A 20,903-nucleotide genomic window follows, 5' to 3' on the forward strand; every position below is an offset into this window, starting at 1 on the left:
AGACCATGAACGATCTCGACACGATTACCCACTACATCAACGGCGCCAAAGTCGACACCCAAAGCGGCCGCTACGGCGACGTCTACAACCCCGCCCTGGGCGAACCCGTGGCCCGGGTCGCGCTGGGCACCGTGGAAGATGTCGATGCGGCCGTGCAGGCGGCCGCCGCCGCCTTTCCCTCGTGGTCGGCCACGCCGCCGCTGACGCGCGCCAGGGTCCTGTTCCGCTACCTGCAGCTGTGCCAGCAGCACACGGATGAATTTGCCGCCATGCTCACGCGCGAGCATGGCAAGACCTTTGCCGATGCGCAGGGCGAGGTGGCGCGCGGCATCGAGATGGTGGAATTTGCCGTCGGCATCCCGCAACTGTTGAAGGGGGAATTCACGGACCAGATTTCGCGCGGCATCGACGCCTGGTCCATGCGCCAGGCGCTCGGCGTGGTGGCCGGCATCACGCCATTCAATTTTCCCGTGATGGTGCCGATGTGGATGTTCCCGGTGGCGATTGCCTGCGGCAATACCTTCGTCTTGAAACCGTCCGAGCGCGATCCATCGGCCTCCCTGCTGCACGCGAAATTGCTGAAAGAAGCGGGCTTGCCCGACGGCGTATTCAACGTGGTGCAGGGAGATAAAGTGACCGTCGACGCCTTGCTCGACCACCCCGTGGTGCAGGCAATCAGCTTTGTCGGCTCGACGCCGATTGCCGAATACATCTATTCGCGCGGCAGCGCCAGCGGCAAGCGCGTGCAGGCTTTGGGCGGCGCGAAGAACCACATGGTGGTGATGCCCGACGCGGATATGGAGATGACGGACGGTCGACGCGCTGATCGGCGCGGCCTATGGTTCGGCGGGCGAGCGCTGCATGGCCATCTCCATCGTGGTGGCCGTGGGCGATGCGGGCGACAAGTTGATCGACGCACTGGCAACGCGCACGGCCGCACTGAAAGTGCGCGACGGCATGGAAGATGGTGCGGAAATGGGACCGGTCGTGTCGCTGGCGGCCAAGCAGCGGATCGAAAAACTCATCGCCTCGGGCGTGGAGCAGGGCGCCACCTTGGTCGTCGATGGCCGCAACCACGTGGTGGCGGGCCGCGAGAACGGCTTCTTCGTCGGCGGCACCTTGTTCGACCACGTGACGCGCGACATGAGCATCTACAAGGAAGAAATTTTCGGCCCCGTGCTGTGCGTGCTGCGGTGTCCTGACGTGGTGCAGGCAGTGGAGCTGATCAACGCCAACGAGTATGGCAACGGCGTGGCCATCTACACGCGCGACGGCGGCGTGGCGCGCGAATTCGTGCGCCAGATTCAGGTCGGCATGGTGGGCGTCAACATCCCCTTGCCCGTGCCGATGGCCTTCAACAGCTTTGGTGGCTGGAAGCGCAGCATGTTCGGCGACCACCACGCGTATGGCCCCGAAGGCGTGCGCTTTTACACGCGCCACAAGGCCGTGATGCAGCGCTGGCCGAATACGGCAAGCGCTGGTGTGGAATTTGCTTTTCCCCAGATGAAGTAAGGGTTTTAAATCAAACATCGGCCGCACAAAAAAAGGAAACCGCGATGATCGAGTCCTTGAGCTATTTGCCGCATCCCGTCTTGCCCAATGAGGAATTGGCGGGCCATTTCACGGACCTGGCGCCGCCCCTGACGGCGCGCCAGGCCGCCATCGAAAGCGCCCGCTGCCTGTATTGCTACGACGCGCCGTGCAGCCGCATCTGTCCGTCGGAAATCGACGTGGCCAGCTTCATCCGCAACATCCACGACAAGAACATCAACGGCGCCGCCGCCGGTATCCTGAAACAGAACATCCCTGGGCGGCAGCTGCGCGCGCGTCTGCCCGACGGAGATACTGTGCGAAGACGTCTGCGTGCGCAACCACGATGCCGAAGGCCAGCCCGTCAAGATCGGCCTGCTGCAGCGCTACGCCGTCGACCACATGCATTTTACGGCGCACCCGTTCCAGCGGGCGGCAAGCACGGGCAAGACCATCGCCATCGTCGGCGCGGGCCCGGCGGGACTGTCGTGCGCGCACCGCCTGGCCATGCTGGGCCACGACGTGGTGATCTTTGAAAAGGAAGGCAAGGCGGGCGGCCTGAATGAATACGGCATCGCCAAGTACAAGCTGACGGACGATTTCGCGCAAAAGGAAATCGACTTCCTGCTGGACATCGGCGGCATTGACATCCGATGTCGCCAGACACTGGGCGAAAACGTGCAGCTGCGCGACCTGCACGCGCAGTATGACGCCGTCTTCCTCGGCCTGGGCCTGGGCGCCAGCCGCAAACTGGACTTGACGGGCGAGGAGGCACCGGGCTTGCTGGCCGCCGTCGACTATATCAGCGCGCTGCGCCAGGCGGACGACCTGGCCGCGCTGCCCGTGCCGAAGCGCGCGCTTGTGATTGGCGCTGGCAATACGGCCATCGATATGGCCGTGCAGATTCAAAGGCTAGGCGCCGAGGACGTCACCCTGGTCTACCGGCGCGGCTTCGACGCCATGACGGCCACCCACCATGAGCAGGATATCGCCAAGGCCAACCAGGTGCGCATGCTGACGTGGGCCCAGCCGCGGCAGGTGTTGCTCGATGCGGCTGGCCATGTGGCCGGCATGCGTTTCGAGAAAACGCGCATGCAGGGCACGCGCCTGGCGGGCACTGGCGAAACGTTCGACGTGGCGGCCGATGCCATCTTCAAGGCCATCGGCCAGAGCCTCGATACGCAGGTGCTGGATGACCCGATGGCATCCTTGCTGCAGCGCGCGGGCGACAAGATCGCCGTCGACGCGGGTTTTCGCACGGTGCTGCCGGGGATTTATGCGGGCGGCGACTGCGTGGCGCCGGGGCAGGATTTGACGGTGCAGGCCGTCCAGCATGGCAAGCTGGCCTCATTGGCCATCCATTCCGATTTGTTGAATAAAGTGGAGGCTGCATAATGGCTGATCTCAGCATCGAATTTTGCGGTATCAAGGCGCCGAATCCCTTCTGGCTGGCGTCCGCGCCACCGACCGACAAGGCCTACAACGTGGTGCGCGCCTTCGAGGCCGGGTGGGGCGGCGTCGTGTGGAAGACGCTTGGCGAAGACCCGGCCGCCGTCAACGTCTCGTCGCGTTATTCCGCCTTGTACGGCAAGAACCGCGAAGTGGTGGGTTTCAATAACATTGAACTCATTACCGACCGTTCGCTGGAGATCAACCTGCGCGAAATCACGCAGGTGAAAAAGGACTGGCCCGACCGCGCCATGATCGTCTCTCTGATGCTGCCCTGCGAAGAGCACTACTGGGCCGATATCCTGCCCAAGGTCGAGGCGACGGGAGCGGACGGCATCGAACTCAATTTCGGCTGCCCGCACGGCATGCCGGAGCGGGGCATGGGCGCAGCCGTGGGGCAGGTGCCCGAGTACGTGCAGATGGTCACCGCCTGGTGCAAGAAGCACAGCAAATTACCCGTCATCGTCAAGCTCACGCCCAACATCACGGACGTACGCATGCCGGCGCGCGCGGCCAAGGCGGGCGGCGCGGACGCCGTCTCGCTGATCAACACCATCAATTCCATCACCTCGCTGGACCTGGACCGCATGGTGGCCTTGCCGATTGTCGGCGGAGCCAGCACGCACGGCGGCTATTGCGGGTCTGCCGTGAAACCGATCGCCCTGAACATGGTGGCGGAAATCGCGCGCGATCCGCAGACGCGGGGCTTGCCCATTTCCGGCATCGGCGGCATCGGCAACTGGCGCGATGCGGCCGAATTCCTCGCCCTGGGCGCCGGCTGCGTGCAGGTGTGCACGGCCGCCATGCTGCATGGTTTCCGCATCGTCGACGAGATGAAGGATGGCTTGTCGCGCTGGATGGATGAGAAGGGCTATGCACGCATCAGCGATTTTTCCGGCAAGGCCGTGGCCAACACGACGGACTGGAAATACCTGGACATGAATTACCAGGTAATCGCGCAGATCAACCAGGACGACTGCATCAAGTGCGGCAAGTGCTACGTGGCTTGCGAAGACACCTCGCACCAGTCGATTGCGCAACTGATCGACGCGGCCGGTACGCGCACATATGAGGTGATCAAGGAGGAATGCGTGGGCTGCAACCTGTGCGAAATCACCTGTCCGGTGCAGGGCTGCATCACGATGGTGCCGCAGGCGACGGGCAAGCCGTACATGAACTGGACGCAGGATCCCAGGAATCCACGGGCATTGGCGGAATCGGCATAGGGCACGTTTTTTGCGTACGTATATTTTATAAACAGTTGCCCAACTTTGCAGTAAGCTAGGCCGCAGCCGTTTTTAAAACGCCCAACCTCCCAACCGATGGAGCAACCCTGTGAACCACGACTATTCAGGCAATACGCAACTCTGGAATGAAGACCTGGCGCCCACCACGGCGGCGCAGCGCACCTGGCGCTGGTATCACTTTGCCGCGCTGTGGGTCGGCATGGTGATGTGCATTCCCGCCTACACCCTGTCGGCCAGCCTGATCGACAGCGGTATGTCCGGCTACCAGGCCGTGCTCACGGTATTTCTCGCCAACGCCATCGTGCTCCTGCCGATGCTCCTGATCGGCCATGCGGGCACCAAGTACGGCATCCCGTATGCCGTGCTGGCGCGCGCCTCGTTCGGCACGGCGGGGGCGCGTCTGCCGGCCCTGATGCGCGCCATCGTTGCCTGCGGCTGGTACGGCATCCAGACCTGGTTCGGCGGCCAGATGATCTACACCTTGATGGGTGTATTAATGGGGCATGAACTGGGCGGCGAGAAGATCGCGGGCCTGGGCATCAATGGCAGCCAGCTGCTGTGCTTCCTGGCTTTCTGGGCCATCCAGTTCTATTACATCCTGCACGGCATGGAATCGATCCGTAAACTCGAAACCTACACGGCGCCGCTGAAAATCCTCATCTGCTTCGTGCTGCTGTACTGGGTGCACAGCAAGGCCGGCGGCGTGGCCAACCTGCTGGACCAGCCATCGCAATTCATCCCCGGCGGCAAAAAGGCGGGCCAGTTCTGGAGCGTCTTCTGGCCATCGTTGACGGCCATGGTGGGTTTCTGGGCCACCCTGGCCTTGAACATTCCCGACTTTACGCGCTTCGCGAAGACGCAGCGCGACCAGATCGTGGGCCAGTCGGTCGGCTTGCCCGTGCCCATGGGTTTGCTGGCCATGCTGGCCGTGATCGTTACCGCCGGTTCGGTCGTCATGTACGGCAAGGCCATCTGGGACCCCGTCGACCTGGCCAGCCGCATGACGGGCGCCGCCGTGCTGATCGCCCTGATCATCCTCCTGATCGACACCGTCAGCGTCAACCTGGCGGCCAACAAACCTGGTGGGGCCTGCGTATGACTTTTCCGCACTGGCGCCCAAGCAGATTTCGTACAAGATGGGCGGCTACATCACGGCCTTCATCGCCATCGTCATGATGCCGTGGAAGGTGCTCGAGTCGACGCAGGGCTATATCTTCACGTGGTTGATCGGTTATTCGGCCCTGCTGGGTCCCATCGCCGGCATTCTCATCGTCGACTATTATTTTGTGCGCAAGACGCAACTCGACGTCAAACAGCTGTATCGCGACGATGGCATCTATTCGTATGGCAGTGGCTGGAACATGGCGGCGCTGATCGCCTTCATTATCGCCGTGCTGCCGAATATCCCGGGCTTTCTGAACGCGGCCTTTCCCACGGCGTTTCCCGGCGTGGGAGAAGGCTTTAAAACCATTTACACCTACGCCTGGTTCGTGGGCGTGGCCATCGCCGCCGTCGTGTATGGCGTCATGATGAAGGGCAAGGTGGTGGCGCACGTGCAGCAGGCGCCGCAGTCGTAATCACTCAAGGAGAGAAGATGACTACACTGATACGTGGCGGTACCGTCGTCAACGCCGACCGCGCGTTTCGCGCCGATGTGCTGATCGAGGGCGACGTGATCGTCGCCGTCGGCGAGAACCTGCCCGTGCCGGCTGGCGCCACCGTGATCGACGCGGGCGGCCTGTACGTGATGCCGGGCGGGATAGACACCCACACGCACATGAATTTGCCCTTCATGGGCACGGTGACGTCCGACGATTTTTTCACGGGCACGGCGGCGGGACTGGCCGGCGGCACCACCACCATCATGGACTTCGTTATTCCCGCCCCGAAGCAGTCGCTGATCGAGGCGTATCACCAGTGGCGCGCGTGGTCGGCCAAGGCGGCCGGCGACTATACCTTCCACGTGGCGATCACCTGGTGGAGCGAGCAGGTACATGAAGAGATGGGAGTGCTGGTGCGCGAGCATGGCATGAACAGCTTCAAGCACTTCATGGCCTATAAAAACGCCATCATGGCGATGATGAAACGCTGGTGAAAAGCTTTACCCGCTCGCTGGAACTGGGAGCGCTGCCCACCGTGCATGCGGAAAACGGCGAGCTGGTTTTTCAATTGCAGCAAGCCTTGCTCAAAAAAGGCATCACGGGGCCGCAGGCGCATCCGCTGTCGCGGCCACCGGCCGTGGAAGCCGAGGCGGCCAACCGCGCCATCGCCATCGCCAATGTCTTGAATACCCCCGTGTACATCGTGCACGTCTCGTGCGCCGAGTCGCTTGACGCCATCACGCGGGCGCGCGCCAACGGCCAGCGCGTGTATGGCGAAGCGCTGGCGGGCCACCTGGTGATCGACGACAGCGTCTACCAGAGCGACGATTTCGACTACGTGGCGGGCCACGTCATGAGCCCGCCGTTCCGCGGCAAGCACCATCAATCGGCACTGTGGCACGGCCTGCAAAGCGGCAACCTGCACACGACGGCCACCGACCACTGCACCTTCTGCGCCGAGCAGAAGGCGGCTGGCAAACAGGACTTCACGCGCATCCCGAACGGCTGCGGCGGCGTGGAAGAACGCATGGCCGTCGTGTGGGATGCTGGCGTCAATTCGGGCATGCTCACCCCCTCCGAATTCGTCAAGGTGTCGTCCACCAATGCGGCGCAGATCTTCAATATGTATCCACGCAAGGGCGTCATCGCCGCAGGCAGCGATGCCGATATCGTGCTGTGGGACCCGCAAGGCACGCGCACCATTTCCGCCGCCACGCAGTTCGCCAAAGGGGGCTTCAACGTCTTCGAAGGGCGCACCGTGCGCGGCACTCCCCGCACCACGATTGCCGCCGGCAAGGTGGTGTTCCACCAGGGCGAACTGATGGCCGTCGAAGGGGCGGGGCGCTATATCGAGCGTCCCGCGTTTGCCGCCACGACCGCATAAGGAGTTGACGATGGATGAATTACGTATCAATGGTGAGCGCCTGTGGGCAGCCCTGATGGAACTGGCGCAGATCGGCGCGACAGTGAAGGGCGGCGTCAAGCGCCTGGCCCTGACGGACCTCGACAAACAGGGGCGCGACCTGGTGGTGCGCTGGGGTCGCGAGGCGGGCATGAGCATTACCATCGACCAGATCGGCAATGTCTTCATGCGCCGCGACGGCACCGACAATACCTTGCCGCCCGTGATGACGGGCAGCCACATCGACACCCAGCCCACGGGCGGCAAGTTCGATGGCAATTACGGCGTGCTGGCGGGCCTGGAAGTGGTGCGCACCCTGAATGACCTCAATATCAAGACGCGATCGCCCATCGAGGTGGCGTTCTGGACCAACGAGGAAGGCTCGCGTTTCGTACCCGTGATGATGGGCTCCGGCGTGTTTTGCGGCGCCTTTTCGCTCGAAACCGCGTACGCGGCGAAAGACACGGAAGGTAAAACGGTGGGCGAGGAGCTGGCGCGCATCGGCTATCGTGGAGACCAGGTGCCGGGCGACCATCCCATCAGTGCGTATTTCGAGACGCATATCGAACAAGGGCCGTGCTGGAAGACGCCGATAAAATCATCGGCGTGGTGCCGGCCGTGATGGGCCTGTCGTGGTACGACTGCGTGGTGACGGGCATGGAAGCGCATGCGGGGCCCACGCCCATGGGCCTGCGCAAGGATGCGCTGCAGGTGGCCACCACCATCATGCAGGAGGTGGTGGCGATTGCCAACCGCTACCCGCCGTATGGGCGCGGCACGGTGGGCATGGTGCAGGTCTTTCCGAACAGCCGCAACGTGATCCCCGGCGAGGTCAAGTTCAGCATCGACCTGCGCAACGTGAACGATGAACTGCTCAACACCATGCATGGCGAGATCACGGCCTTCATCGACGCCACGCGCGAAAAAACAGGCTTGGGCATTTCACTGGAAAGGGTGTCCTATTACCCGCCATGTCCGTTCCACCCCGACTGCGTGGGCGCCGTGCGCAATGCGACTGAAAAACTCGGTTACTCCGTGATGGACGTGGTGTCAGGCGCCGGCCACGACGCCATCTACGCGGCCCGGCTGGCGCCGGCCGGCATGATCTTCGTGCCGTGCAAGGACGGCATCAGCCACAATGAAATCGAGGACGCCAAGCCCGAGCACCTGGAAGCGGGCTGCAACGTGCTGCTGCACGCGATGCTGGAGCGGGCCGTGGCCGTGTAGCCAAAAAAATCACCAGGCGGCCCGCTTGCCGCCTGCTTCCAGGTCTCTGGCGGACATCAGCTGCCCAGCTGCCTCGCCGCGTAAGACGTCCCAAATCCCTGCCACTTTTCTCGCACCTGACAGCAGATATTTCGTCTCGATGCCAAGTGTTGCGAGAGCGTATCTTGCATCCATCCGTCGACTTTCGCGTCAGGTTTTTTGTATCTGTCTTTCCTTCATCTATCACTTGACATGCAGTCAGAGTGTCAAGAAATCATGAGAAAATTGCAGTTCAAAAAACGATGTTTTTAAATTTTCACTATGCGTATTTTTCTGTTCCGGGTATGGTGAGGAACCAATTATGACAAGCATGTTACAATTGTTGCCCAAAAAAATAATTAAAAATCACCGAGCCAATGTCATGGCTTTCCTGTGTCTTTCTTGCTATGACAAGATGCCATCTTTAGTATTGCTTACCCATGAGTTCAATTTTTACGCTACAAGAAAAACCGCTATTTTTAAATTATTCTGAAAAATTCACATATGTGCGCTGTTTTTTATGGATGTTATTGCCCAGCTTAATCTGGAGCTTTGCATTTGGTCGTATATATATCTGCATCGAGCCATTGTTTTTTCCGTATATGGAAAAACGTTTCAAGGGATGGGTTTCCTTTTTAATTAAGTTTTTATGGATTTTCATCTTCTTGGTTTCCATATTGTCAAATTGGAATATTCGACCCAGTTCATATGAATTTTACTTGTTCACTGTTTTGGGGAATTCTCCAGCGCCGATATTAATAATCTGTTTCTTGTTTTTTTTGATAATGTTTTTCTTCCTGTCTTCCGATGTTTATCGGAAAAACTTCGTTGGGATTCAGGCGCATTGTATTTTTTATTGGTATTTTCCTGATATCGCTAAAAGGTGTACTGCTGGTGCTGGATGTTGGCGTAAGTGAAATCCGCAATAGAATTGTCACACCGTCACCGTTTGCAATTAAAACGCTGATCAGTGATAGTTTTTTAAATAAACAGAATTCTTTGGGGAAAACCAGCGAACCGACCTTTTTGAATCATGTGAAAAGTGAAAGTTCAATGCCCGCAAAAATGGTTTTGATGATCGTGGAGTCATGGGGAGAAAGCCATGGTTCGTTGGTGGCCGTCGAAAAGAAGCTGAAGAGTCGCGGCGTGAAAGTGCTGAAGACTGGATTTACTGATTATCATGGTTCGACGATGCAAGGCGAGATTCGTGAGTTGTGTTCCGAATACATTCAGTTTGATGCAAGTACCAATTTCTCAGCAATGGCTGATGCTTGTGCTCCTGCCTACATGAAAACTAAAGGGTATGAGGTTTTTGGCGTACATGGGTATCAAAAAATGTTTTATGCCCGCGATTCCGTCTGGAAAAGCCTGGGCATCGAGCACGCATATTTCCAGCCTGAGCTGAGTAAGCTGAGAACTTGTCCGGGGCCATTTCGTGGTGTTTGTGACGAAGATATGATTAATTTTGGTGTGGATTTGATACGCCAGCAAGACAAGGCTTTTTTGTACATGCTTTCGTTGTCCAGCCATGAACCCATTGCATCGGGCATGCCCGATGCATCTGTCCAATATTTCCAAGATATGGAGAAGATTGGTGATTCACAGTTGGTAGCACGCAATGCGATTGGATTTTTGGTCGATACATTAAGTGCCAGTGCTGAGCTAGGCTGTACCGAAGCTTATGTGGTTGGTGATCATCAGCCGCCGTCTGCCGTAAATAGCGGGCAACTCTCCGAAGGCATGGTTCCATATATACGGATGTCTTTTCACTGCCAGCCATAGCATGTTTCAGCCTGTGAAAAGTATCATAATGTGGTGGTTTGCACGGACCCGGTTCCAGCCAAGCACGCATCTTTCCGTGGATCGAGGTGGCTGCCTTAGTAGTTCGTTGCTGCTGCACAACGTACGCCTTATACCAGCATGTACCGGCCTGGCTGCCTTCCCGGCCGCATCCCTGGCGCGGCGCCTGTCCGGGTTCCACCACTCTCTTCCTGTTACGTGTGTTTCTTCTGGAAGTTGCGCAAAAACGCCAGCAGCGCGCGCGCCGCGATGTCGGCGTCGTCGGCCGTCATGGTTTCCAGCGGGTTGTGGCTGATGCCGCCATTGCCGCAGCGGGTAAACAGCATGGCCACGTCGCTGATGGCGGCCATGGCCATGGCATCGTGGCCGGCGCCCGACAGCAGCGCGTACGGTGCGATGCCGACGGATGCCACGGCTTGCGCCAGCTGTGCCATCAGCCACGGCGCGCATGGCGCCGCGCGCGCCGACAGCAGCAGTTCCAGCTGGTAGTCGATCTGGCGCCGCGCGCAGATGGCGGCGATGCCATCCAAAATATCGTCGACGGCAGCCTGGCGCACGCTATCGCTGGCCGCGCGGATATCGAGCGACAGGGTGCAGGCGCCGGCGATCACGTTGACGGAGCCGTTGGGCACCTGCAGCTGGCCCACGGTGCCTACCAGCGCTTCGCCCTGGCTGCAGCGCCGTTCCACCAGCAGAATGATTTCCGCGGCCGCGCTGGCCGCATCCTTGCGCATGGTCATGGGCGTGGTGCCCGCATGGCTGGCCACGCCCCCAAGACTGACCAGGTAGCGCGAGCTGCCGGCGATCGCCGTGACAATGCCCAGCGGCAGGTCGCGCTCGAGCAGCACGGGACCCTGTTCGATGTGCACTTCCACATAGCCGAGCAAGTCGGCGGGGTTGCGCGCGATGGCGCCGATGGCGCTCGCTTCGTGGCCGGCGGCGGCCAGCGCGTCGCGCATGCTCACGCCGTCCGCATCCAACTGCTCCAGCAGCGACACGTCGAACTTGCCCGTCACGGCCGTGCTGCCCAAAAACGTGCTCTTGAAGCGCACGCCTTCCTCTTCCGCGAAAGCGACGACCTCGAAATGAAACGGCAGCCTTTCGCCCCGCTCATGCAGGTGGCGCACGACGGCGATCGGCAGTACGATGCCCAGCCGGCCATCGTACTTGCCGCCGTTGCGCACGGTGTCGTAGTGCGATCCCGTCATCAGGGTCTTCGCGCCCTGCGCGTCGGACAGGTAGCGTCCGACGACATTGCCGACGGCGTCGATGTGCACCTGCATGCCCGCGTCCCGCATCCAGTCGGCCAGCTGCGCGGCCGTTTTGCGGTGCGCCGGCGTCAGGTAAGCGCAGGTCAGGTTGTAATCGCTGTCGCTCCAGCCGGCCAGCGTTTCCGCCTGCTGCATGATGGCCGGGCCGAAGTCCAGGCGCACGTCGAACAGGTCGTTCAGGCGCAGTTCGGCGATGCGTTTGATCTGCCGCAGCGATTCGGCCAGTTCATCGGCGCGCCGGTTTTTCAGGCGCCGCGCAAACGTGGCGATGATGTCCTGGCGCGTCAGGCCCTCGCCCGTCGGACCCTTGACGGCCAGGATGAAGGGAAAGCCGAACTTGGCGTTGTATTCGCTGTTGAGGCGCTGCAGGGTGGCAAATTCCTCGGGGCTGCACAGGTTCAGGCCGGACTTGGCCTGTTCGCGCGTCGATTCCGCCGTCAGCTGCCCGGCGATGGCGGCCTTGCCGGCCAGTTCCGGGTGGGCGCGTATCAGTCCCAGCTGCTCTTCGGGCGAGGCTTGCGCCAGCACGCGCTGCAGCTCCGTCTTGAGGGCCGTCAGGCTGGCAAACGGCCGGGCGGCGGCCGCGCGCTGGGCGATCCATGGCGAGTGTTCGTAGATGCCATGCAGGTGTGCGATAAAATCGGCCTGGCTGCCGGCGTTCAGGTCTGAAAGGGTGGTCATGGTTTTCCGATCATGCAAGCGGTGATGATAGCGCCCCGTTCCTGCCTCCATTATATGCGCGCGCTGATAGCGGCTATCGCTGCACCAGCGCCTTGGCTGCTGCGCTGACCTGGTCGCGCAGCCATTTGTGTTCGGGCGCCTGGTGCACGCGCTGGTGCCACAGCTGGTAAAAGCGCATGGGCGGGAATTTCAAGGGCACGGTATACGTTTTCAGCGGCAGGGTCTTTTCATAGAAGCGCATGAACTGGCGGCCCGTGGTGAGCACCAGGTCCGTCTGCGTCAGCATGTAGGGGATCAGGCCGAAATACGCCGATTCCACCACCACGTTGCGCTGCAGGTTTTGCCGTTCGAGGAAGGAATCGATCACGCCGTGGTAGCCGGGCATCATCTGCGACGGCGCCACGTGCGGCAGGCTCAGATAGTCATCGAGCGTCATGGCGTCGCTGGCCGTGCGCCGCGCATAGGCGTTTTCCGCATGCATGGCGCAGACGATGGGATCTTCGAACAACTTCGAGATGTGCAGGTGCGCGGGCGGCTCGTCCCAGTTGGCGATGACCAGGTCCAGGCCCCCGTCGACAATTGCCGGATATGATCGATGCCCGGTCCCAGGCTATGCAGCACAACGCGGCTTTTCGGCGAACCGCGGCGCAGCAGGGCCACCACATTGGGCAGGAACTGGCTGTCCAGGTAGTCGGGCGCAGCGATATGGAAGGTGCGCGCCTCCTCCTGCGCCACGAACGGCGTCTTCTTGATAAACAGGCTTTCCGTCTGGTCGAGGATGCGCTTGGCCGGATTGAGCAGGCTTTCGCCATGCTGCGTGGGCACCATGCCGCGCGCGCCGCGCACGAGCAGCGGGTCGCCCGTCAATTCGCGCAGTTTGCGCAGGGAGGCGGAAATCGAGGGCTGCGGCTGATTGAGTTTCAGCGCCACGCGCGAGACATTCTTTTCCACCAGCAGCAGGTAAAGGATGCGGATCAGGTGCAGGTCGAGGTGTTGCGGCAGGCTGGACATGTGGCGGCGCCTCTGTTGTATATCGATTTGAATATGTCAAATATACGATATTTTTCATGTGATGGGCGGTAAATCCGTTTATCTTGTGTAGATTGGCACGAATATGGGTTCGGTCTGACTAGAGGAAATTTATGGAAGTATTTGCCTATCTGATTCCGTACGGCCTGGAGTGGCTGAACCTGATCGTCCGCTGGCTGCACGTCATCACGGGCATCGCCTGGATCGGTGCTTCCTTTTATTTCGTCTGGCTCGACAACTCGATCCGCCCGCCCGCGCCCGGCTCCGAGCTGGCGAAGAAGGGCGTGTCGGGAGAATTGTGGGCCGTGCATGGCGGCGGTTTCTACAACCCGCAAAAATACCTGCTGGCGCCCGCCGAACTGCCGAAGGAGCTGCACTGGTTCAAGTGGGAAGCGTATTCCACCTGGCTGTCCGGCTTTGCGCTCTTGACGATTGCCTACTACTTCAATGCGCAGGCCATGATGATCGACAAGGCCGTGGCCGATATCTCCAGCGGCCAGGCCGTCGGCATCGGCATCGCCACCCTCGTCATCGGCTGGACCGTGTACGACCTGCTGTGCCGCTCGAAGCTGGCGCAATATGAACTGTGGTTCGGCGTGACGGTGTTCGCGCTGATCGTCGGCGCCGCCTATGTGCTCACGCATCTGCTCAGCGGGCGCGCCGCCTATATCCACGTGGGCGCCATGATCGGTACCATCATGGTGGCCAATGTGCTGATGCTGATCATTCCCGGCCAGCGCAAAATGGTCGAAGCCATGGCCGCCGGCAAGCTGCCCGATCCCAGGCACGGCATGAAGGCCAAGCAGCGCAGCGTGCATAACAATTATTTTACGTTGCCTGTGCTGTTCATCATGATCAGCAACCACTACGCGATGACTTACCGTAACGACCACGCGTGGCTGGTGCTGGCGCTGATCATGGCGGCCGGCGTCTTCATCCGACATTTCTTCAACCTGCGCCACAAGGGAAGAGTCGAGTGGCGCTATCCGGCCCTTGGCGTGGCCTTGCTGGTGGGCGTGGCCGTGGCCATCGCGCGCCGAAGGCGCCGTGGCCAGCGCGCCCGTGGCGGACCCCGCCGCCCAGTTCGTGGCCGTGCATGCCATCATCGCCCAGCGCTGCGCCACCTGCCATTCGGCGCACCCGACGCAAGCCGGTTTCGCCACGGCGCCGGCCGGCATGATGCTGGATAATGAAATAGAAATCCGCCAGCACGCGGCGCAAATCTACAAGCAGGCCATCGAATTGAAGGCCATGCCGATCGGGAACCTGACGAATATGACGGAGGCCGAGCGCAGCGAACTGGGCGCGTGGCTGCAACAGACCATGCAAGGAGCAAAATGACTACGCACGCGGAAAAAATCACGGCCTGGATCGACGACCACTTCGACGAGGAGATCGCCTTTTTACAGCAGGTGGTGCAGCAGCCGACGGATACGCCGCCCGGCAATAACGCGCCGCATGCGGAGCTGGTGGCGCAGCTGCTGCAGGCGTATGGCTGGAACGCGGAAAAGCACGCCGTGCCGGCCGATCAGGTGGCAGCCTACGGCATGCAGAGCATCACCAACCTGATCGTGCGCCGCCCATATGCGGCAGGCGGGCCGACGGTGGCCCTGAATGCGCATGGCGACGTGGTGCCGCCCGGCGACAACTGGACGTATCCGCCATATGGCGGCCAGATCGACGGCGGCTATATCTATGGCCGCGCGACGGCCGTGTCGAAAGGCGATTTCGCCACCTATGTGTTTGCCGCGCGCGCCCTCGAAGCGTTGGGCATTCCATTGAAGGGCCAGCTCGAGCTGCACTTCACGTACGACGAGGAATTCGGCGGCTTGCTGGGGCCGGGCTGGCTGCTGGAACAGCAATTGACGAAGCCCGATTTCGTCATCGCCGCCGGTTTCAGCTACGGCATCGTCACGGCGCACAACGCCTGCCTGCAGCTGGAAATCACCGTGCACGGCAAGTCGGGCCACGGCTCGATGCCGGAAACGGGCCACGATGCGCTACAGGCGGCTAACAAGATCCTGAACGCCATCTATGGCCAGCTGCCGGAGCTGAAAAAGATCAAATCGAAAGTGGCCGGCATCGACTCGCCCACCATGCTGGTGGGCCGCATCGATGGCGGCACGAATACGAATGTGGTGCCGGGCAAGGTCGTCATGAAGATGGACCGCCGCATGATTCCCGAGGAAGATCCGGTGGCGGTGGAAGCGCAGGTGCGCGCGCTGATCGAAGACGCGGTGCGCGGCGAGCCGGGCATCCGCGTCGAGATCCGCCGCCTGCTGCTGTCGCACGCGCTGCGGCCCTTGCCCGGTTCGGAGCAACTGGTCGGCAGCTTGCAAAAGAACGCGCAAGCCATCCTTGGCGAAACGATTCCCGCCGTCGGCACCCCCCTGTATGCGGATGCGCGCCTGTATGGCGAGCGGGGCATCCCCGCCGTGCTGTATGGCGCCGGCCCGCGCACGGTGCCCGAATCGAATGCGAAGAAGGCCGACGAGCGGCTGGCGCTCGATGATTTGCGCAAGGCCAGCAAGATCGTCGCCCTGACCCTGCTCGACTTCCTGGCCGCCTGACTGGGCGGCGACCATGCCGCTGGCATCCGGTAAGATGCATGCCTGGGAAATCGGGGAGGCAGCATGGATGTGATTGGCAAGAAGACGATAAGGGAACTGGCGGCCGACCTGGTCGCCGGCCGCATCACCAGCGTGGCACTGACACAGCAGATGCTGGCACGCGCCGAGGCGCACCGGGCGCAGGGCGGCTTTGCGTATGTCAGCCTCGATGGCGAACAGGCGTTGGCCGAGGCCCGCGCCAGCGATGCGGCGCGCGCCGCCGGCTGGGTGCCTTCGCCGCTGGCCGGCATCCCCGTTTCGATCAAGGACCTGTTCGACGTCAAGGGGCAGGTCAGCAGCGCCGCCTCGCTGGCGCTGGCCGGCGGGCCGCCCGCCGATGTGGATGCTGGTGCCGTGGCGCGCCTGCGCGCGGCCGGCGCCGTTCTGCTGGGGCGCACCAACATGAGCGAATTCGCGTTTTCCGGTCTGGGCTTGAATCCCCATTACGGCACGCCGCGCAACCCGCACGACGGCGCGTGCGTGGCGGGCGGCTCCACCTCGGGCGGCGCCGTGACGGTGGCGCTGGACATGGCGGCCGGAGCGCTGGGCACGGATACGGGCGGCTCGATCCGCATTCCGTCCGCCTTTTGCGGCTTGACGGGCTTCAAGCCGACGGCCGCTTCCGTGTCGCTGGCCGGCGCCGTGCCCTTGTCGCGCTCCCTCGATTCGGCAGGGCCCATCGCGCACAGTGTCGATTGCTGCGCCATCCTGTACGCTGCCTTGTCTGGCAAGGAGGTCGCCGACGGCGTATCGGCATTAAAGGGCTTGCGCTTCGGCTTTACCCTTGACTACGTCGGCACGCACGTGGAGCCGCAGGTGCAGCGGGCTTTCGACGCCGCGCTGGATAAGCTGCGGCAAGCCGGCGCCCTGGTGGAACGGTTCGATTTTCCCGAATTGCTGGAACTGCCCGGTATCAATGGCGGCGGCGGCCTGGGCAGCGGAAGCCTGGCACTGGCACAGGGCGTTACTGGAAGAGAAGGGCGCACAGTACGACCAGCGCGTGGCGGCGCGCATCCGCCGCGGCCAGCAGCAGGGCGCAGCGGACTATATCGACGTGCTCGACGCGCGTGCGCGCCTGATCGCCATCGCGCAGCAGCGTCTGGCGCCGTTCGACGCCTGGCTGATGCCCAGCGTGGCTATCCTTGCGCCGGAAGTCGCGCCGCTGGAAGCGGACGACGCCACCTTCTTTGCCACGAACGGCCTGGTGCTGCGCAACGCCAGCGTGATCAACTTCCTCGATGGCTGCGCGCTGTCGCTGCCTTGCCATGCCGACGGCGAGCTGCCCGTGGGGCTGGGCATCTGCGGCCTGGCCGGCGCCGACGATACGGTGCTGCAAATCGGCCGCGCCGTGGAGGCGTTGCTACGAGGGAGCGGAAAAGAATAGTGCCATAGTGCAGGAAGATGCCAATTCTGTCATGATGGCTGGCATTGACATGGGATAGTCGCGCTTCCCCGCGCCGGCAAACTTCACACTGTGCACCGATACGACCTGATTAGCTGTCATGACTGCGGCGTGCTGTACCGCAAACGTCCGCTGCGTCCCCGCGAAAAGGCGCGCTGCATCCGTTGCCGCTCGGTGCTGTACCGCGGCGCCCACGTGCGCGGCGCATCGGCCGAATTGAGCAAGGTGGTGGCGCTCACGCTGGGCGCCGCCTTTGTCTTCCTGATCGCCCAGTTTTTCCCCATCGTCGAACTCGACGTCAATGGCCTCACTTCCAGCGCCACCTTGCTCGGCTCCATCCGCGTGCTGTGGTACGAGCAGATGCACATCGTGGCGACGATGGTTTTCCTGTTTACCATCCTCTTTCCCGCCATCGAACTCGGTTCCCTGCTGTACGTGGCGCTGGGGCTGCGCGGCGGCGTCAAGGTACCGGGATTCAACCGCGTGCTGCGCGCCGTGCAGACGGCGCGCGAATGGGGCATGACGGAAGTGCTGATGATCGGCATTCTGATCACCGTCGTCAAGATGACCAGCCTGGCTACGGTGCTGCCGCAACCTGGCCTGTTCGCGTTTGGCGCGCTCACCGTGCTGCTGGCCATCGTCGTCTCGTTCGACCCCAAGGCCCTGTGGAACCTGGGCGACGACCTGACCCGCCAAGCGCTGCCCGGCATCCGCTACAAGGCTTTCGCGCCCGGTGAAAAGGTGGTGCCCTGCCATGCTTGCGGCCTGGTGGCGCCGCCTGCGGGCAAGGGCAGGCATCTGGCGTGCGTGCGCTGCGGCACGGCCCTGCACGTGCGCAAACCGGACAGCATCAACCGCACCTGGGCCTTGCTGATCGCCGCCATGATCCTCTACATTCCCGCCAACCTGCTGCCCGTGATGGTGACGCAATCGCTGTTCGGCGCGCAGGACGACACCATCATGAGCGGCGTGGTGCTGTTCTGGACCAGCGGCTCGAAGGGCCTGGCCATCATCATTTTCATCGCCAGCGTGGCCGTGCCAATGTTGAAACTGGGCGTGCTGGCGCTGCTGGCGTTCACGGCGCAGCGGCGTTCGCGCTGGCGGCCGCGCCAGCGCACCATCCTGTACCGCATGGTCGAATTCATCGGCCGCTGGTCCATGCTCGACATCTTTGTCGTCACCCTGACGGTGGCGCTGGTGCGCTTCAAGTCGCTGGCCGTGATCACGGCCGGACCCGGCGCGCTGGCCTTCGGCGCGGTGGTGGTGCTGACCATGCTGGCGGCGATGCAGTTCGACCCGCGCCTGATCTGGGACCCTGTCGATGGGCAGGTGCCTGGCGAGGAAGAACCCGTGGTGGTGGCAAATACCGGAAACAATACAGTGATTGGAGAACAGCATGTCTGACAAAGAAGCGGGCGGCCTTGCCGAAACGGGTGGCCAGGGCGTCCCCCCGTTGCCGGAACCCGATGTGGAACAGGGCAGCCGCTGGCTGCCGTCGCTGGTGTGGCTCATCCCGTTGCTGGCCGCGCTGATCGGCGCCGGCCTGGCCGCCAAGTCCATCCTCGAGCAGGGACCCACGGTGACGGTCAGCTTCAAGAGCGCCGAAGGCCTGGAGCCGGGCAAGACCAAGGTCAAGTACAAGGACGTCGATATCGGCCAGGTGCGCGCCATCACCCTGGGCGACGACTTGAGCAAGGTCCTCGTGACGATCGACATGAGCAAGGAAGCGCGCCGCTTCGCCACCGCCGATTCGCGCTTCTGGGTGGTGCGCCCGCAAATTGGTGCCAGCGGCGTGACGGGGCTGGGCACCTTGCTGTCGGGCGCCTACATCGGCGTCGACACGGGCAAGTCGGAACAGAAGAAAGAGAACTTCATCGGCATGGAGAGTCCGCCCGCCGTGGCCGGTGACCAGAAGGGCAAGCTGTACACGCTGCATGCGGACAGCCTCGGCTCCGTCGACGTGGGCTCGCCCCTGTTCTTCCACCGCTTGCGGGTGGGCAAGGTGGTCAGCTTCGCGCTGGACAAGGATGGCACGGCATCACCATGTCGGTCTTCGTGAACGCGCCGTACGACCAGTTCGTCGGCAAGGATGCGCGCTGGTGGCATGCCAGCGGCGTCGACGTGCGCCTCGATTCCAATGGCTTCAAATTGAATACGCAATCGCTGGCCGCCATGCTGGTGGGCGGCATCGCCTTCGAGGCGGAAAACGGCCGCAAGCCCGTCGAACCGGCGCCGGCCGGCACCAATTACCGCCTGGCGGCCGACGAGGCGAGCGCCATGCGCGAGCCCGATGGCGAGGCCATCACCACCGTATTCTATTTCGACCAGTCCCTGCGCGGCTTGCAGCCCGGCGCCACGGTGGATTTCCGCGGCATCGTGCTGGGCGAGGTGCGCTCGGTCGGCATCGAGTTCGACCCCGTGAAGAAGAACTTCCGCATGCCCGTCACCGTCAATCTGTACCCGGCCCGCCTGGGCATGCGCTTCAAGGCGGCCGTCGACGATGAGGAAGGCTCGGCCGGCCACCAGCTGCTCGAACGCATGGTCAGCCGCGGCTTGCGCGCGCAGCTACGCACGGGCAACCTGCTCACCAGCCAGCTGTATATCGCGCTGGACTTCTTCCCGAAAGCGCCGAAGGTGGCGCTCGATCCGAACAGGTATCCGCTGGAAGTGCCGACCGTGCCGAACACCCTCGATGAATTGCAGACGCAGATCGCCAGCATCGCCCGCAAGCTCGATCAGGTACCGTATGCGGAGATCGGCAATAACCTGAACGCCACGATCAAGCAGGCCAATGTGTTGTTCAAGCAGATCGACGGCCAGGTGGTGCCGGAAATGCGCGACACCCTGACGGCGGCGAAGCAGACCTTTGGCACGGCCGAACAGGTGCTGCAGAAGGATTCGCCGCTGCAGTCGGACGTGCGCCAGGCCTTGCAGCAACTGACGCAAACCCTGCAATCGCTCAATGCCCTGTCGGATTACCTGGAACGCCATCCCGAGTCCCTGATCCGCGGTAAAAAAGGAGATGAAAAAAAATGATGAAGCCGATGTTTGCCGCGCTGCTGGCGGCCAGCCTGCTGGGCGCCTGCTCCACGCCCCAGCCCGAGCATTTCTATACGCTCAGCGGCGGCGCCGACGCGCAGCCGGCCAAGCCCGTGAAATACTATGTCGAGGTGCTGGCCGTCAGCGTGCCGCAGCAGGTGAGCCGCAACCAGTTCGTCGTGACGGCGCCGTCGGGGCGCATCGAATTGCTGGAGCAGCAGCGCTGGGCGGGGCCGCTGGCTGGCGAGATCGGACAGGCCCTGTCGACGGCCGTGACGAACGACCTGGGCGCCATCGACGTGTTCCGCACGCCGCATCCGGACAATCTGCCCGTGTACCGCATCAGCACCAATGTGCAGCGTTTCGAGTCCGTGATGGGCCAGTATGCGCTGATCGATGCCGTGTGGAGCGTGCGCCAGCTGGCCAGCGGCAAGGTGGTCACTTGCCGCACGATCGCCAATGAAAAGGTGGGCGCCGGCTATGATGAACTGGTGCTCGGTCACCGCCGCGCCGTGAACCGCATCGCCGCCGATGCGGCCAGCGTCGTGCGCGCTTTTGACAACGGCAGCGCCGCCTGCCCGGCCGCCTGAGCCGCTTT

The 20,903-nt window shown here is 62.2% G+C and carries 6 protein-coding genes and 9 pseudogenes; 13 read left to right on the top strand and 2 right to left on the bottom strand.

Annotated elements, in window-relative coordinates; all coding sequences use genetic code 11:
• Positions 1-5: 5 nt before the first annotated feature.
• The 7 genes and pseudogenes from ACQVLG_RS12940 to ACQVLG_RS12970 all read left to right on the top strand — a co-directional run bounded on the left by ACQVLG_RS12940 (position 6) and on the right by ACQVLG_RS12970 (position 10,256).
• Positions 6-1,512 (top strand): annotated as a pseudogene (locus ACQVLG_RS12940) (CoA-acylating methylmalonate-semialdehyde dehydrogenase).
• A 44-nt stretch (positions 1,513-1,556) separates the two neighbouring features.
• A pseudogene (locus tag ACQVLG_RS12945) lies at positions 1,557-2,925 on the top strand (NAD(P)-dependent oxidoreductase).
• Positions 2,925-4,205, top strand: a complete 1,281-nt coding sequence (preA, locus tag ACQVLG_RS12950; RefSeq protein WP_230538789.1) for an NAD-dependent dihydropyrimidine dehydrogenase subunit PreA — start codon at positions 2,925-2,927, stop codon at positions 4,203-4,205. The pseudogene ACQVLG_RS12945 and the gene preA overlap by 1 nt, the downstream one beginning before the upstream one ends.
• Before the next feature lie 109 nt (positions 4,206-4,314).
• Positions 4,315-5,803 (top strand): annotated as a pseudogene (locus tag ACQVLG_RS12955) (NCS1 family nucleobase:cation symporter-1).
• A 17-nt stretch (positions 5,804-5,820) separates the two neighbouring features.
• A pseudogene (gene hydA / locus ACQVLG_RS12960) lies at positions 5,821-7,211 on the top strand (dihydropyrimidinase).
• A 10-nt stretch (positions 7,212-7,221) separates the two neighbouring features.
• Positions 7,222-8,456, top strand: a pseudogene (locus ACQVLG_RS12965) (Zn-dependent hydrolase).
• 825 nt (positions 8,457-9,281) lie between these two features.
• Complete coding sequence (locus tag ACQVLG_RS12970; protein WP_474294919.1) at positions 9,282-10,256, top strand: sulfatase-like hydrolase/transferase; 975 nt, start codon at positions 9,282-9,284, stop codon at positions 10,254-10,256.
• Positions 10,257-10,468: 212 nt separating this feature from the next.
• On the opposite strand, the gene ACQVLG_RS12975 is transcribed toward ACQVLG_RS12970, so the two are convergent.
• Positions 10,469-12,226 carry an allantoate amidohydrolase gene (locus ACQVLG_RS12975; protein WP_474294921.1) on the bottom strand — a complete coding sequence of 586 codons (1,758 nt, stop codon included), beginning with the start codon at positions 12,224-12,226 and terminating at the stop codon, positions 10,469-10,471.
• 73 nt (positions 12,227-12,299) lie between these two features.
• Positions 12,300-13,237: pseudogene (locus ACQVLG_RS12980) on the bottom strand (LysR substrate-binding domain-containing protein).
• A 131-nt stretch (positions 13,238-13,368) separates the two neighbouring features.
• Here ACQVLG_RS12980 and ACQVLG_RS12985 point away from each other — a divergent pair.
• The 6 genes and pseudogenes from ACQVLG_RS12985 (at position 13,369) to ACQVLG_RS13010 (ending at position 20,895) form a co-directional block, all read left to right on the top strand.
• Positions 13,369-14,596: pseudogene (locus ACQVLG_RS12985) on the top strand (urate hydroxylase PuuD).
• A complete protein-coding gene (locus tag ACQVLG_RS12990; RefSeq protein ID WP_230538782.1) occupies positions 14,593-15,825 on the top strand; it encodes a M20/M25/M40 family metallo-hydrolase in 1,233 nt (410 codons plus the stop codon). Before ACQVLG_RS12985 ends, ACQVLG_RS12990 begins: the two are co-directional and overlap by 4 nt.
• Positions 15,826-15,888: 63 nt before the next feature.
• Positions 15,889-17,248: pseudogene (locus tag ACQVLG_RS12995) on the top strand (amidase).
• 129 nt (positions 17,249-17,377) lie between these two features.
• Complete coding sequence (locus tag ACQVLG_RS13000) at positions 17,378-18,670, top strand: paraquat-inducible protein A (protein ID WP_474294923.1); 1,293 nt, start codon at positions 17,378-17,380, stop codon at positions 18,668-18,670.
• A pseudogene (locus tag ACQVLG_RS13005) lies at positions 18,663-20,302 on the top strand (PqiB family protein). The gene ACQVLG_RS13000 and the pseudogene ACQVLG_RS13005 overlap by 8 nt, the downstream one beginning before the upstream one ends.
• Complete coding sequence (locus tag ACQVLG_RS13010) at positions 20,299-20,895, top strand: PqiC family protein (RefSeq protein ID WP_230538778.1); 597 nt, start codon at positions 20,299-20,301, stop codon at positions 20,893-20,895. The pseudogene ACQVLG_RS13005 and the gene ACQVLG_RS13010 overlap by 4 nt, the downstream one beginning before the upstream one ends.
• The last annotated feature ends 8 nt before the right edge of the window (positions 20,896-20,903 follow it).

Source organism: Janthinobacterium sp. TPC_1, from assembly GCF_056037845.1.